The organism is Actinomycetota bacterium (genome assembly GCA_016700055.1).
In the GTDB taxonomy this organism is placed as follows: Bacteria; Actinomycetota; Acidimicrobiia; order Acidimicrobiales; family Ilumatobacteraceae; genus Kalu-18.
The window spans coordinates 1,880,776-1,894,149 of record CP064997.1 but is presented as its reverse complement, the minus strand read 5'-3'; the positions used below and the strand labels follow the sequence as shown (position 1 = coordinate 1,894,149).

Below are 13,374 nucleotides of genomic sequence, written 5' to 3'. Positions count from 1 at the left end.
CGCCAGGCTACCGGCGGGGCTCGTGCCCACCCTCGAGGCCCTCGAGGCGCTCGGGGGCCTCGAGGCGCTCGGGGGCGTACACGTTGAGCGAGCCGTCACGCACGAATCCGGCGAGGAGCAGCCCGGCGGTGCGAGCGGTGTGCACGGCGAGCGCGGTGGGAGCGCTGACCGACACCAGCGCCGCGAATCCCCCCGCCCAGGCCTTCTGCACCATCTCGAAGCTGGCCCGGCCGGACACGTAGAGGGCCAGGTCCCTTGCCGGCAGGCGGTCGGACAGCAACAGGTGCCCGATCACCTTGTCGACGGCGTTGTGGCGCCCGACGTCTTCGCGCACCACCAGCACCTCGCCGTCGGTGGTGAGCGCCGCCGCCGCGTGGACGGCGCCGGTGGAGGCGAAGAGCACCTGGCCGTCCAACACGCGTCGCGGGGCCTGCGCGAGCACGTCGAGAGCGAAGGACGCGAGCGAGCCCGCCGGCAACGGTGCCAGCCACGCGAGCAGTGCCTCGACGCTCTCGGTGCCGCACACCCCGCAGCTCGAAGACGTGGCCCGCAACCGTGGGGTGGGTACTGGCGCCAGGTTGGCGGTCTCCACGGTGACGACGTTGAACCGGGACTCCACGGCCGAGCCGGTGGCGCAGTAGCGAGCGCCGGTGACGCGGGCGCCTCCGAGCAGGCCCTCGGTGAAGCAGAAGCCTGCGGCGAGCTCGAAGTCGTCGCCGGGGGTGCGCATCGTGGTGGTGACGAGCGTGCCGTCGAGCTGGATCGACATCGGTTCTTCGACGATCAGCTGGTCGGGTCCGCGGCGTGCGCCGGCGGTATCGACCTTCGTGACGAGCAGGGTCTCGGTGCGCCGGCGGGCCATTCCCGCCCGAGGCTACAGACGGGGACGTGCCGCTCTCAGCGCTGCGGCAGCTCGCGCCGGCGCGCCGGGATCGGTGTGCAAGAAGAGCGAAGGCTCGGCGAGCTCGAGCTCCAGCAACAGCGGACCGTTCGGGCCGGGCACGACGTCGACGCGGCCGTATAGCAGCGGCCCGAACCGTTGCGATGCGAGGGCCATCGCCCGGTCGGCCAGGTCGCGTTCGGCCGCGGATGCCGACCGGGCGGCGATCTGCTCACGCGCGAACAGGCCGCCGGCCATGTCCAACGAATCGGTGAGCAGCGGCGCCTTGGCGAACGCATGGCTGAACGAGCCGCCGAGGTAGACGAGCCCGGTCTCGCCGGCCACGTCGACCGAGCTCTGGTAAGGCTGCACCATGGCGACCCGGCCCGAGTCGACCAGGCGACGCAGGTGGGCGAGCGCAAGATCGTGCTCACCGGTGGCGTAACGGGCGGTGTCGTTTGACCCTGCGCTGACGGCGGGCTTGACGACGACGGGACCGCAGCCGAGCAGGGCAGCCACCACCTCGACGCCTGGCTCGACGAAGCGTGTCGGCACCACATCGAAGCCGGCCGCGGTGAGCTCGGCCAGGTAGCGCTTGTCGGTGTTCCAGCGCAGCACCGCGGGCCGGTTGGCGATCAGCGTCACCGATGCCACGTCGTCGACCCAGCGCAAGAACCGATCCCGGTCGCGGAAGTAGTCCCACGTAGAACGCACGACGACGAGGTCACATGACGCCCAGTCGACCGACGGGTCGTCCCACACGTCCACGCGGCGGGCCTCGCCGATGGCGGCGAGGGCCTCGACCAGTATCGGCATGTCGCTGTCGAGGCCCTGCGCCTCGGCGGCGGTGACGAGTGAGATCACGCCCTCACACTCGCGCGGCGGGTTACCGTTCGCTCATGAAGAACAACGACGCACGGGTGCTGGGGGCCGAGCTCGTCGGCACCGCCGTCCTGTTGATCGGAGGCCCGGGATCAGCGATCCTGGCCGGAGACCGCATCGGCGTCCTCGGTGTCTCGCTGGCATTCGGCTTCTCACTGCTCGTGATGGCCTACGTGGTCGGACCGATCTCGGGATGTCACATCAACCCCGCCGTCACGCTTGCCATGCTCCTCGCGCGCAAGATCCCGATGGGCCACGCGATCATGGCGTGGATCGGACAGATCGTCGGCGCCGCGCTCGGCGGGGCGATCATCCTCGGCATCGCGAACGGCGTCGAGGGGTTCGAACGGGGCAGCTTCGCGGCCAACGGGTGGGCGAACCTGTCGCCCGGGGGCTACAACCTCGGTTCGGCCATCGTGATCGAGGTGGTGCTCACGGCGCTGCTCGTCGTCGTCGTGCTGACCACCACCAACGAGGAGCTGAAGGTGAACTTCGGCGGGCTCACGCTCGGGATCACGCTCGCCCTCATCCACATGATCTCGATCCCGGTCACGAACACCTCGGTCAACCCGGCCCGTTCGTTCGGCACCGCGATCTACGCCACGCTCGACAGCGACGCGCTGGAGCAGCTCTGGGCGTTCATCCTGTTCCCACTCGTCGGAGCGATCCTCGGGGTCTTCGTGTGGCTGATGCTCTCCGAGACCCGCCTCGAGGAGACCGAGCTGTTCATGCCCGGCCTCGCGGCCGCCCGCGACATGGCCGACAAGGTGGTGGACGAAGTGGTCGACGAGGTGGAGGAGCACACGGACAGCCCCGATGCTCCCGGCATGCACTGACAGACGGCAAGCGACGCGCGCACACTCGCGTACATGAGCGACGACGACCTGTGGGCGGCGACGAAGCCGGAGGAACCAATCGGTCCGCTGCCCGGCGGCCCCCTGCCCGGCGGTCCGCTGCCGCCCGGCGGTCCGCTGCCGCCCGAAGGGCCACCGCCGCCGCCCATCGACACCTCGGGACCGCTGCCACCGGAACCGCCGTCACGGCCGACGCGGCCGAAGTGGCTGCTCCCCCTCGTCGCGGCTGGAGCCGCCGTGCTGGTCGCCGCGGTGATCGTCGCGCTCGCCGCGCGAGACGACGGTGACGACGAGCTGAGCGAGGACTCTTCGCCGGCGATCACCACCGCGACGACCGGTGCCTCCACCCTCGCCCCGAGCACCACCGCGGGTGGCGTGGAACCGAGCGAAGCGCCCGAGGACACCACCGCGGCCACCGATGCCACCACCACGACGTCGACCGCCGCACCGGAAACGACGACCAGCGGTCCGCCACCGACCGATGCGACGACGATGCCTCCCGTGCCCGCGTGGCCTCCCGGGCTCGTGCTCACCCAAGCCGCCGCCGACGGAGTGCACGCCGTCAGCGGTGACGGCGACGTGGCGGTGGCCGGCGGCCAGTACGAGATCGCGTTCGCCGTCGGTGACGGCAGCTTCGTGGTGCAGCGGCGCAGCGGGCGCGGCGCGGTCAACGGGACCGACACCGAGATCAGCCGCGTCGGCTCGGTCGAGGCCGTCGTCGTTGCCGGCACCAGCGATGCCTGGCACACGCTGCACGACGTGGAGATCGTCTCCGGGCGGCCGTTGGCGTTGATCAGCACGGCGACCGGCACCACTCCCGACGACGCGACCGAGCAGCTCCACCTGTACGACCTCGCCGGCGGTACGTCGACACCGGTGATGGAGATCGGCGCCTGGGAGTCGGGCACGTCGCGCCTGCACCTTGCCGACGGTCTGATCGTCGGCGAGTGGAGTGCCGAGGTGCAGAGCGGGCCGCTCTTCGTCGACTTCGACGGCAACCCGGCCATCGACCCGGCGACGCTCGGGCTGCAAGACAGCTACGACGACTGCGCGGGGTGCCCGCACCGCTTCAGCGTCAACGCCGGCGGCGAGCTGATCGGCTGGGTCGAAGGCAGGAACCTGGTCGTGTACGACCTGGCCGCGGGTGCACGCATCGCGGAGATCCCGCTCGGAGGGCCGACCGCGGGCTCGATCGACTCGATCCAGCTCGCGTCCGGCTCGGCGGTGGTCAATCCGTTCGGCGCGTCATTCGAGGCACTCGAGCCGGTGCTCGTCGGCAACGACGGCTCACTGACCCCGCTCGCGCGGCGCGGCTTCGCCACCGTCGACTGAGCGCGGGTAACCCCGGGCCTGCCTCCTGCTGGCATCGGCTGACGCCAGCAGGAGGCGGGTAGGTCGGTACTAGAAGTCCTCCATGCCGCCACCGGGCATGGCGGGAGACTTCTCTTCGGGCTTGTCGGCGACGACAGCCTCGGTGGTGAGGAACAAGGCCGCGATCGACGCCGCGTTCTGCAGCGCCGAGCGGGTGACCTTGGCAGCGTCGATGACGCCGAGCTTGACGAGGTCGGTGTACTCGCCCGTGGCCGCGTTCAGGCCTTCGGCGCCCGACAGGCCGCGGACGCGCTCCACCACGACACCGCCCTCCATGCCGGCGTTGACCGCGATCTGCTTGAGCGGGGCCTCGAGCGCCTTGGCCACCAACTTTGCGCCGGTGGCCTCGTCGCCGCTCAGCGAGTCGGCGGCAGCGAGCACCTTGGCCTGCGAGCGCAGCAACGCCACGCCACCGCCGGGCACGACACCCTCTTCGATGGCGGCCTTGGTGGTGGACACCGCGTCTTCGATGCGGTGCTTCTTCTCCTTCAGCTCCACCTCGGTGGCCGCGCCGACCTTCAGCACGGCGACGCCGCCGGACAGCTTGGCGAGGCGCTCTTGCAGCTTCTCGCGGTCGTAGTCGGAGTCGGTGTTGTCGATCTCGGTCTTGATCTGCGCGATGCGCCCCTTGATGTCGTCCTCGGATCCGGCGCCCTCGACGATCGTGGTCTCGTCCTTGGTGATGATCACCTTCTTCGCCCGGCCGAGCAGGTCGAGCGTGGTGTTCTCGAGCTTCAGGCCGACCTCTTCGGAGATGACCTGGCCACCGGCGAGGATCGCCATGTCCTGCAGCATCGCCTTGCGGCGCTCGCCGAAGCCGGGCGCCTTGACCGCGGTCGACTTGAACGTGCCCCGGATCTTGTTGACGACGAGCGTGGCGAGGGCCTCGCCGTCGACGTCTTCGGCGATGATCACGAGCGGCTTGCCGGACTGCATCACCTTTTCGAGCACCGGCAGCATGTCGCGCACGGTCGAGATCTTCGACGAGACGAGCAGGATGTACGGGTCTTCGAGGACCGCCTCCATGCGCTCGGGATCGGTCACGAAGTACGGCGAGATGTAGCCCTTGTCGAAGCGCATGCCCTCGACGAGATCCATCTCCATACCGAAGGTCTGGCTCTCCTCGACGGTGATCACGCCGTCCTTGCCGACCTTGTCGATGGCCTCGGAGATCATGTTGCCGATCTCCTCGTCGGCGGCCGAGATGGAGGCCACCTGGGCGATCTGGGACTTGGAGTCGACCTCGGCGGACAGCTCCTTGATGCTGTCGACGGCGACCTGAACGGCAGTCTCGATGCCCTTCTTCAGGCTCATCGGGTTGGCGCCGGCAGCCACGTTGCGCAGTCCCTCACGGACCATCGCCCACGCCAGCACGGTGGCCGTGGTGGTGCCGTCACCGGCCACGTCGTCGGTCTTCTTCGCGACTTCCTTGACGAGCTCAGCACCGATCTTTTCGTAGGGATCCTCGAGATCGATCTCCTTCGCGATCGAGACACCGTCGTTGGTGATGGTGGGCGCTCCCCACTTCTTCTCCAGCACGACGTTGCGGCCCTTCGGCCCGAGTGTGACGCGCACGGCGTCGGCAAGCTTGTTCATGCCCGCCTCGAGCGACCTGCGGGCCTGCTCGTCGAAGGCGATCATCTTCGGCATCGGTTCGGTCCTCCATTGGACGGTTCGAAGGGGTGCTTTCGCACTCACCTGGTTCGAGTGCTAGCACTCTAGAGCGAGGAGTGCTAAACGCACAACACTCGGTACCGGGCCGGGAAGACCCTTGCCGTAGGGTCCCCCGCCATGCGAATCGTGGTCGTCGGCGGTGGGGTGGGTGGGCTCGCCGCGGCGATGAAGCTGGGCCGCCTCGGCCACCAGGTGACGGTGGTCGAGCGGGACCCGACACCGATGCCGACCACCCCCGACGAGGCCTTCGACTGGGACCGGCGCGGGGCTCCGCAGGTGCGTCACAGCCACGCCTTCCTCGGCCGCCTCCACAGCCTGCTGCGTGAGCACGAGCCCGACGTGCTGGAGGCCTTGTTGCAGGCCGGCGCGACCGAGCTGCGCTTCGGTCAGGACCTGCCCGACACCTTGACCGGTTTCGCCCCGGAGCCCGGCGACGAAGAGCTGGTGATGCTCGCGTGCCGGCGAACGACGTTCGAATGGGTGTTGCGCGACATCGCGCTGCGCGAGGGCAACGTCGAGCTGCGCGTCGGCGCCGCAGTCACCGGGCTCATCGCCGAACCCGGCTCGCCACCGCGCGTCACCGGCGTGCGCCTCGAAGACGGCAGCGAGCTGCCCGCCGATCTAGTCGTGGTCGCTGCCGGGCGCCGCTCCGCGCTGCCCGAGTGGCTGCGCGACATCGGCGCCGGCGAGATGCCCGAGGAGACCGAGGACACCGGCATCGTCTACCTCTCGCGCTTCTACCGCCTTCGTGAAGGGACCGAGTACCCACCGCGGGCGGGCACGATCGGCGGCGATCTCGGCTACGTGAAGTACGGCGTGTTCGTCGGCGACAACCGCACCTTCTCGGTGACGCTCGCCACCCCGACCGACGACGACGAGCTCCGCCGCCGCCTGGCCGACGCCCGCACGTTCGACGACGCGGCGCGGTCCCTCGTCGCGACCGCGCCCTGGCTGGACGGGCGCGCCGAGCCGATCACCGACGGCGTCCACGTTATGGCCGGGCTCTTGAACCGACTGCGTGAGGCCGTGGTCGACGGGAAGCCGCTCGCCCTCGGCGTGGTGCCCCTCGGCGACGCGGCCATCTGCACGAACCCGCTGTACGGGCGCGGCTGCGCCATCGCGTACTGGGCTGCACACCTGCTCGCCGACGTCGTCACTCGAGGTGGCGACGAGTCCTCGATCGTCCTCGACTACGACGCGGCGATGCGCTCCGAGATCCTGCCCTGGTACCGCGCCGGCGTGCAGCAAGACGCCGAGGCGCGCCGGGTGGCAGCCGCGCTGCTCGCCGGCGAGGATCCCGACGCCGACAGCTCCGACCCGCGCACGACGATGCGCGCCGTGTTCCGCGACGGGCTGCTGCCGGCATTGCGCACCGACGCCGTCGTACTGCGCGCGTTCGTGCGGAACCTCAACCTGTTGAGCCCACCCGACGCGATGGCGAACGATCCCGAGGTGGGGGCGAGGGTGCTCGCCGTGTGGCAAGACCGCGACCGCCGCCCACCGCCGGACCCGCTCGGCCCGTCGACCCGCGCCGAGTTCCTGGCGTCCCTCACCACCGTCTGAGCGAAGCCAAGACCCCGCCCCTCCTCGCGTTCTCGGTCGGATTTGTGACACATAGCGCGACTCATCCGACCGAGAACGCGAGGGGGAAGATCAGCCTCCGGCGACGGCGGGGATGATGCTGACCGTCTCGCCGTCGGGCACGGGCGTGTCGAGACCCTGGAGGTAGCGGACGTCGTCGTCGGCGACGAACACGTTCACGAACCGGCGCAGCGCGCCTTCGTCGTCGATCAGGCGGTCGGCGAAGCCGGGATGGGCCGCCTCGAGGTTGCGCAGCACCTCGACGAGGGTGGCACCCTCCACCTGGACGGTCGACTCGCCACCCGACAAAGGGCGCAGCGTGGTGGGGATGCGAACGGTCACAGGCATGGGTGAAAACCCTACCGATGTGCTCGGGATTCTCCCAACCGCCGGCAGGTGATCAGCCGGCGACGGGCGGTACCCGGGACTCCCAGGGACGGGCCGCTTCGAGCTGTGCCGCGATCGCCACCAGCACGTCCTCGCGATACGGCGCACCGACGAGCTGCACCCCGATCGGCAGGCCCGCCGCGCTCCAGTGCAGCGGCAGGCTGATCGCCGGCTGGCCGGTGATGTTGAACTGCGCGGTGTAGTGCATGTACTCGCGCAGGCGATCACCGCCGCCGGGGCCGGACAGGTAGCCGATCGGCGCGGGGGGCTTGGCGATCGTCGGCGTCAGCAGCAGGTCGTAGCAGTCGTCGCCGAACCACCACGCCACCACTTTGCGGCTCCACGCGTGCAGCTGGTCGACGGTGAGCAGGTAGTCGGCCGCGGAGACCGAGCGGCCGATCTGGCCGAGCACGAGGTTGTCGTGCTCCATGTCGGCATCGGTCATCTCCCGGCCGAGGAGCTTCTCGATCTCGGCCAGGTCGTGCGCCGTCCACGCGGCGACGACCGTTGTGAACGGGCCGCGCATATCTTCGGCGAGAGCCGCGGGCCACGCCGGCTCGACGTGGTGGCCGAGCTCGGCCAACAGCGCGGCTGCCGACGCGACCGCAGCTGCGCACTCCGGGTCGGCCGGAGCGTCGTCCCACAGCGGGTGGTCGAGCACGCCGACGCGCAGCCGGCCAGGGTCGTCGCCGACGACCGCGGTGAGCGGCTTCGCGAACGGCGGGGCCACGTAGGGATCGCCGTACTCGTAACCGGCCACGGCGTCGAGGACACCGGCGGCGTCGCGCACGCTGCGCGTCAGCGCGCCGTCGATGGTGCAGCCCGCCCAGGTCTCCCCGGCGTCGGGGGCGAGGCTCACCCTGGCCCGCGACGGCTTCAACCCGACGAGCCCGCAGGCGCTGGCGGGGATCCGGATGGAGCCACCACCGTCTCCCCCGTGGCCGACGGGCACGATGCGGGCGGCGACGGCGGCCGCCGAGCCTCCCGACGACCCGCCGGTGGAGTGATCGAGGTTCCACGGGTTGCGCGTAGGCCCGTACGAGATCGGCTCCGTCGTGATCGTGCTGCCCCACTCCGGGGTGTTCGTGCGCCCGATGGCCACGAAGCCGGCGGCGCGGAACCTGCGGTACAGCGCCGCGTCGCGCGGGGCGACGTAACCCGCGGCGCGCAATGCCCTCGTGCCGGCATGGTACGGCTCGCCCGCCATCGGGCAGGAGAGGTCCTTCACCACCATCGGCACACCGGCGAAGGGGCCGTCGCCGAAGTCCGACCTGCGCGCCTCGTCGAGCGCCGCCTCGAAGCGCGGCGAGATGATCGAGTTGACCAACCCGTCGACCTTGCCCGCCGCGGCGATCGCCGCCTCGACCAAGTCGACCGCCGACACCTCGCCGCGGCGTACGAGCTCAGCCTGAGCCGTCGCGTCGAGCCTGACCACGTCCTCTGCTGTCCCCATGAGCGGGCACACTACGTCGCGTGCGAGTACTGGCCGCCGTCGACAAGTTCCGTGGCACGGCCACGGCCGCGGAGGTCGCGCGAGCGGTCGGCCATGCATGCTGGGAGCTCGGCCACGACTGCGACGAGGCGCCCGTCGCCGACGGCGGCGAGGGCACGCTCGACGTGCTCGGGGGGCCCAACCGGTCGAGCATCGTCACCGGACCCCTCGGCGATCCCGTCGATGCGCCGTGGAGGTTCCATCGTGGCACCGCGGTGATCGAGATGGCCCGGGCGTCTGGCCTCGCGCTGGTCGGCGGCGTCGGAGGGAACGACGCGGTGGCCGCGAGCACGACCGGCACGGGTGAGCTGATCGACCGGGCGCTTGACCTTGGGGCGGAGCGGATCATCGTCTGCCTGGGTGGCTCGGCGACCACCGATGGCGGGCTCGGAGCCGTGCGCGCGATTCACGCCCCTGCCCGCCTGCGCGCGGTGGAGCTGGTCGTGGCATGCGACGTCCGCACCCGGTTCACCGATGCCGCCCTCGTCTTCGCTCCCCAGAAGGGCGCCGGCCCGGCGCAGGTCCGCATGCTGACCAATCGGCTGGAACGCCTTGTCCAGATGTACCGCGAGACCTACGGCGTCGATGTCAGCGAGCTCCCCGGCGCCGGCGCCGCCGGTGGTCTGGCAGGTGGGCTCGCCGCGCTCGGAGCCGAGCTGGTCCCGGGCTTCGACCTCGTCGCCGAAGAGGTGGGCCTCTTCGAGCGGGTGGCTGCGGCCGACCTCGTGATCACCGGCGAAGGCCACATCGACGCGCAGAGCTTCGAGGGCAAGGTGGTCGGCGGCGTGCTCGACCTGGCGGTGCACCACGGTGTGGCCGCCGCGGCGATCGCCGGCGAGGTGGACAGTGACCTGGCGGGCAGTCGTGCCTTCACCCGCACGGTGTCGCTGGTGGAGCTGTACGGCATCGACCGCGCGACCCGTGAGCCGCTGTGGTGCATCGAACAGGCCGCGCTGAAGCTGCTCCGTGAATGAAGCTCCGCCGCGAAGAAAGCCCGGGCACTTCGACCCGGTGAGCGTCAGCCCGTCGTCGCGGTGCTGTCGGCGGTACCGGTATCGGTGGTGCCGGTATCGGTGGTGCCGGTATCGGTGGCCGGGGTGGGCAGGGGCTTGCCGGCGAGGTCGGAGCCGAGCATCACGAGCACCGTGGCTTCTCCGAGCTCGGTCTGGATCGGAGGCGACGACGGCATCGCGAGCACCTCGACCCCACCGAGCACGGTCGCAACGGCTTCGCCCTGGGCCTCGTAGCCCGCAAGCGTGTACACCACCGACGCGGCGATGACTCCGTAGGAATCGGCGGCGTCGGTCGGATCGACCACCACGAACCCACGGCTCTGCAGCGCAGTCGACATCTGGCGGGCACTGCCCCCGACACCGGAAGCGTTGGCGACCATCAGTTTGAATGCCGCCATCGGCACCGAAGACGACGACGAGGTGGACTGAGCGGTAGTGCTCGCCGTCGTGGAGTCGGGGGCATCGGTCGTGTCCGGACCGCTCGAATCACCGCTCTCGCGGTTGATGTCGCGCAGCACGAGGAACCCGAGCAGCACCGCTATCGCGGCGACGATGATGCTGAGCGTGGCCGAGACGCTCATCCCCCCCGGACGGCGGCCGCGGGCGGCTGGCTGATCGTTGCTCATGCGTGGAGACCTCCGCTCGCGGGATCGGCCGAACCGTCGAGGCGCAGCCGACGTCGGCGGTCACGGGCGCGGCGCAAGCGCCGGACGCCGAGCGGGTCGTACTCGATCGAGTCGGGCTGGTCGAGCAAGCGGTTCAACTCGGCGTAGTACTCCTCACCCGAGCAGCCGAAGCGCTCACGGACCATCGACTCCTTCGGACCGTCGTGGTTCCACCATGTGCGCTCGAAGTCGAGCAGCGCCATCTCGCGTTCGGTCAGGGCCATCGGCGTACAGCCTGCCTGGTCGCATCGCCAGGCACAAGCACCCTCGGGGTGCAGTGGCCGGTGAGGCACGAATAGTGTCCTGTGCCCGTGAGCGTCGCGCCGACCCGCCCGTTCCTGATCGGCGTCGCCGGTGGCACGTGTTCGGGCAAGACCACGGTCGCCGAGCGGCTGACCGGCGTGGTCGGGCGCCAACAGGTGGCGCTCGTCAAGCTCGACTCCTACTACCGGGACGAACCCGGCGAGCCGATGGCGTCGCGGGTCCTCGCGAACTACGACCACCCCGACGCCTTCGACTGGGCCTTGTTGAACGAGCACGTGAAGGTGCTGCAGGCGGGCGGCGAGGTGCACGTTCCCGTCTACGACTACGCGAACTACTGCCGCACGGGTGAGTCCGAGGTGATCGGCGGGACCCGGATCGTCGTGATCGAGGGAATCCTCGTGCTGAACGAGCCCGAGCTGCGTGAGCGCTTCGATCTGAAGGTGTTCGTCGACGCCGACTCGGACCTGCGCCTCATCCGGAGGCTGCGCCGCGATGTCGCCGAACGGGGCCGCACCGTCGAGAGCGTTCTCGACCAGTACATGGAGACGGTGCGACCGAGCCACATCCAGTTCATCGAGCCGAGCAAGCGCTTCGCCGACGTGATCTTCCCCGAGGGAGGTCGCAACGAGCCCGCGCTCGAGGTGCTGCTCGCCCGGGTGCGTGAGCTGCTCCGGGCGGGTCCGTGACGCCTGCCACGTCGCGCATGCGCGCTGGGTAGCGTGCGAGCCCATGGCGAAGGCAACGGTGCACTCACTGACCCAGAAGGAACAGGCCCTCGTGGCCGAGACACGCCCACCGCGCTTGCGCGAGCTCGACGAGGACGCACTCGCCGACCTGCTCATACGGGTACGGCGCGCGCGTGACAAGAGCGTCGGCCTGCACCGCCGCGAGGTGGCCGAGCAGGTGGAGGCCAAGCGGGCGCGCGGTTCGGCCGGGCTCGGCACACGCCGCAGTGCGTCGAAGGCAGAGATCTTCGAGGACGCCCTCGCCCGCGTCAGCTACGCCCTGGCCAAGGCGGCGCGCCACAGCGCCGCCGAGCTCAAGGCCGAACGCCTCGCCGAGGCCCGTGGCACCACGCCTGCAGCCGTTAGCGCACGCCGTGGAGCGGCGGCGGAACCCGCGTCGACTCCGTCGACCAAGAGCCGCGCCGCACGTCCGGCCGAGCGAAAGGCCGTCGCCTCCACCCGCGCCAAGGGGGCTCGGAAGCAGGCCAAGCGCGACGCCCGCTGACGCCCACCCGTCGACCCCCGCCAACCACTGCGAAAGTTCACAGCGGGCTCTTACCTTCGCTCGTCACACTCGGCTCCGACCCCGCCCCGGCATGCCCGCCCACCCCTGGAGGCTCACGTGAGCACCGTTTCGCCGACACCGCGACAGGCCCCCTCCCGCCATCGGCTGCGCTGGACGATCCTCGCCGTCGTGCTCTTGATCGCCGTCGCCGCTGGGATCTTCCTGTGGTGGTTCTTCAAGGACGATGCCCCCGACGACGTGGAGCTCGGCGACGCCGTGTCGCAGCTCACCGATCCCTCGACGACGGTCGCCGGTTCCGACGACACGACCATCGACACGACCCTCGACACGACCATCGACACGACCGCTGATACCGAGGCGACCACGTCGGCACCCGATACGGCCGCCCCGAGCGGGTCGGAGGTCGAAGGCACGTGGGCGGTCGACACCTCGATCGGCGAGTTCAGCTTCGAAGACACCACCGGCTCGTTCGTCGGCTTCCGGGTGGAAGAGGAGCTGCAGGGCATCGGCTCTAACACCGCCGTCGGGCGCACACCCGGCGTGAGCGGCACACTCGTGGTCGAAGGCACCACCGTGACCGAGGTGACGATCGAGGCCGACATGACAGGGCTCGTCACCGACGAGAGTCGCCGTGACCGCCGGGTACAGGAGGCCCTCGGCACCGACCAGTTCCCGACGGCCACGTTCACGCTGACCGCGCCGATCGAGCTCGGTGACGGAGCTACGAGCGGTGAGCAGCTGAGCGTCGACGCGACGGGCGAGCTCACCATCAAGGGGGTCTCGCAGCCGGTGACGCTGCCCCTCCAGGCGCAGTTCATCGACGGCACGATCGTCGTCGTCGGCCAGCTCGAGATCGTCTTCGCGGACTACGGGGTCGAAGTGCCCTCGGCGCCGGTGGTCCTCTCCGCGGACGACCACGGCATCGTCGAACTGCAGCTCTTCTTCTCCCCCGCCTGACGCCGGCTTCCGCGCCGCCGCCCCCGCGTTCTCGGTCGGATTTGTGACACATAGCGCGACTGATCCGACCGAGAACGCGGGTGTGGCGGCAGATTCGCCTCCC

The 13,374-nt window shown here is 70.3% G+C and carries 14 protein-coding genes; 7 read left to right on the top strand and 7 right to left on the bottom strand.

Going from position 1 to position 13,374, the window contains the following annotated elements:
- Nucleotides 1-7: 7 nt before the first annotated feature.
- The gene (fdhD, locus tag IPM43_09265; protein ID QQS23640.1) at nt 8-862 is read right to left on the bottom strand and encodes a formate dehydrogenase accessory sulfurtransferase FdhD; all 855 of its coding nucleotides are present in this window, start codon (nt 860-862) and stop codon (nt 8-10) included.
- Nucleotides 863-874: 12 nt separating this feature from the next.
- The gene (locus IPM43_09260; GenBank protein ID QQS23639.1) at nt 875-1,744 is read right to left on the bottom strand and encodes a hypothetical protein; all 870 of its coding nucleotides are present in this window, start codon (nt 1,742-1,744) and stop codon (nt 875-877) included.
- Nucleotides 1,745-1,779: 35 nt separating this feature from the next.
- On the opposite strand from IPM43_09260, the gene IPM43_09255 reads away from it, so the two are divergent.
- Nucleotides 1,780-2,598 carry an aquaporin gene (locus IPM43_09255; GenBank protein ID QQS23638.1) on the top strand — a complete coding sequence of 273 codons (819 nt, stop codon included), beginning with the start codon at nt 1,780-1,782 and terminating at the stop codon, nt 2,596-2,598.
- A 33-nt stretch (nt 2,599-2,631) separates the two neighbouring features.
- Nucleotides 2,632-3,948 carry a hypothetical protein gene (locus tag IPM43_09250; GenBank protein QQS23637.1) on the top strand — a complete coding sequence of 439 codons (1,317 nt, stop codon included), beginning with the start codon at nt 2,632-2,634 and terminating at the stop codon, nt 3,946-3,948.
- Nucleotides 3,949-4,017: 69 nt separating this feature from the next.
- Here the strand turns inward: IPM43_09250 and groL are convergent, their stop codons facing one another.
- Entirely contained in the window at nt 4,018-5,637 is a 1,620-nt protein-coding gene (groL, locus tag IPM43_09245) for a chaperonin GroEL (protein QQS23636.1), read from the bottom strand.
- A 141-nt stretch (nt 5,638-5,778) separates the two neighbouring features.
- On the opposite strand from groL, the gene IPM43_09240 reads away from it, so the two are divergent.
- A complete protein-coding gene (locus IPM43_09240; GenBank protein ID QQS23635.1) occupies nt 5,779-7,224 on the top strand; it encodes an FAD-dependent oxidoreductase in 1,446 nt (481 codons plus the stop codon).
- A gap of 90 nt (nt 7,225-7,314) precedes the next feature.
- Here the strand turns inward: IPM43_09240 and IPM43_09235 are convergent, their stop codons facing one another.
- On the bottom strand, nt 7,315-7,590 hold the full coding sequence (locus IPM43_09235) for a MoaD/ThiS family protein (protein ID QQS23634.1): 276 nt from the start codon (nt 7,588-7,590) through the stop codon (nt 7,315-7,317).
- A gap of 52 nt (nt 7,591-7,642) precedes the next feature.
- Nucleotides 7,643-9,082, bottom strand: coding sequence for an amidase (locus tag IPM43_09230; protein QQS23633.1), 1,440 nt, complete (start codon nt 9,080-9,082; stop codon nt 7,643-7,645).
- 20 nt (nt 9,083-9,102) lie between these two features.
- Between IPM43_09230 and IPM43_09225 the strand changes: the two genes are divergently transcribed.
- Nucleotides 9,103-10,095, top strand: coding sequence for a glycerate kinase (locus tag IPM43_09225; protein QQS23632.1), 993 nt, complete (start codon nt 9,103-9,105; stop codon nt 10,093-10,095).
- Between the two features lie 44 nt (nt 10,096-10,139).
- Here IPM43_09225 and IPM43_09220 read toward each other — a convergent pair whose 3' ends face one another.
- Together IPM43_09220 and IPM43_09215 are read right to left on the bottom strand one after the other, a co-directional pair.
- Nucleotides 10,140-10,760: a LytR C-terminal domain-containing protein gene (locus IPM43_09220; GenBank protein ID QQS23631.1), complete on the bottom strand. Its 621-nt coding sequence runs from the start codon at nt 10,758-10,760 to the stop codon at nt 10,140-10,142.
- Nucleotides 10,757-11,023: a DUF3263 domain-containing protein gene (locus IPM43_09215; GenBank protein ID QQS23630.1), complete on the bottom strand. Its 267-nt coding sequence runs from the start codon at nt 11,021-11,023 to the stop codon at nt 10,757-10,759. The genes IPM43_09220 and IPM43_09215 overlap by 4 nt, the downstream gene beginning before the upstream one ends.
- A gap of 87 nt (nt 11,024-11,110) precedes the next feature.
- Here IPM43_09215 and udk point away from each other — a divergent pair, with 87 nt between their 5' ends.
- The 3 genes from udk to IPM43_09200 all read left to right on the top strand — a co-directional run bounded on the left by udk (nt 11,111) and on the right by IPM43_09200 (nt 13,271).
- Nucleotides 11,111-11,749 (top strand): uridine kinase, encoded by a 639-nt coding sequence (gene udk / locus IPM43_09210; protein ID QQS23629.1) that lies wholly within the window; start codon nt 11,111-11,113, stop codon nt 11,747-11,749.
- 43 nt (nt 11,750-11,792) lie between these two features.
- Nucleotides 11,793-12,293: a hypothetical protein gene (locus tag IPM43_09205; GenBank protein ID QQS23628.1), complete on the top strand. Its 501-nt coding sequence runs from the start codon at nt 11,793-11,795 to the stop codon at nt 12,291-12,293.
- Nucleotides 12,294-12,410: 117 nt separating this feature from the next.
- Nucleotides 12,411-13,271 carry a YceI family protein gene (locus IPM43_09200; protein QQS23627.1) on the top strand — a complete coding sequence of 287 codons (861 nt, stop codon included), beginning with the start codon at nt 12,411-12,413 and terminating at the stop codon, nt 13,269-13,271.
- The last annotated feature ends 103 nt before the right edge of the window (nt 13,272-13,374 follow it).

Excerpts from the sequence above, each read along its gene's own strand:
- IPM43_09235 (QQS23634.1), bottom strand. The coding sequence starts at position 7,590 with ATGCCTGTGACCGTTCGCATCCCCACCACGCTGCGCCCTTTGTCGGGT.
- IPM43_09215 (QQS23630.1), bottom strand. The coding sequence starts at position 11,023 with ATGGCCCTGACCGAACGCGAGATGGCGCTGCTCGACTTCGAGCGCACA.
- IPM43_09240 (QQS23635.1), top strand. The coding sequence starts at position 5,779 with ATGCGAATCGTGGTCGTCGGCGGTGGGGTGGGTGGGCTCGCCGCGGCG.
- fdhD (QQS23640.1), bottom strand. The coding sequence starts at position 862 with ATGGCCCGCCGGCGCACCGAGACCCTGCTCGTCACGAAGGTCGATACC.
- IPM43_09220 (QQS23631.1), bottom strand. The coding sequence starts at position 10,760 with ATGAGCAACGATCAGCCAGCCGCCCGCGGCCGCCGTCCGGGGGGGATG.
- IPM43_09250 (QQS23637.1), top strand. The coding sequence starts at position 2,632 with ATGAGCGACGACGACCTGTGGGCGGCGACGAAGCCGGAGGAACCAATC.
- IPM43_09255 (QQS23638.1), top strand. The coding sequence starts at position 1,780 with ATGAAGAACAACGACGCACGGGTGCTGGGGGCCGAGCTCGTCGGCACC.
- IPM43_09205 (QQS23628.1), top strand. The coding sequence starts at position 11,793 with ATGGCGAAGGCAACGGTGCACTCACTGACCCAGAAGGAACAGGCCCTC.
- groL (QQS23636.1), bottom strand. The coding sequence starts at position 5,637 with ATGCCGAAGATGATCGCCTTCGACGAGCAGGCCCGCAGGTCGCTCGAG.
- IPM43_09230 (QQS23633.1), bottom strand. The coding sequence starts at position 9,082 with ATGGGGACAGCAGAGGACGTGGTCAGGCTCGACGCGACGGCTCAGGCT.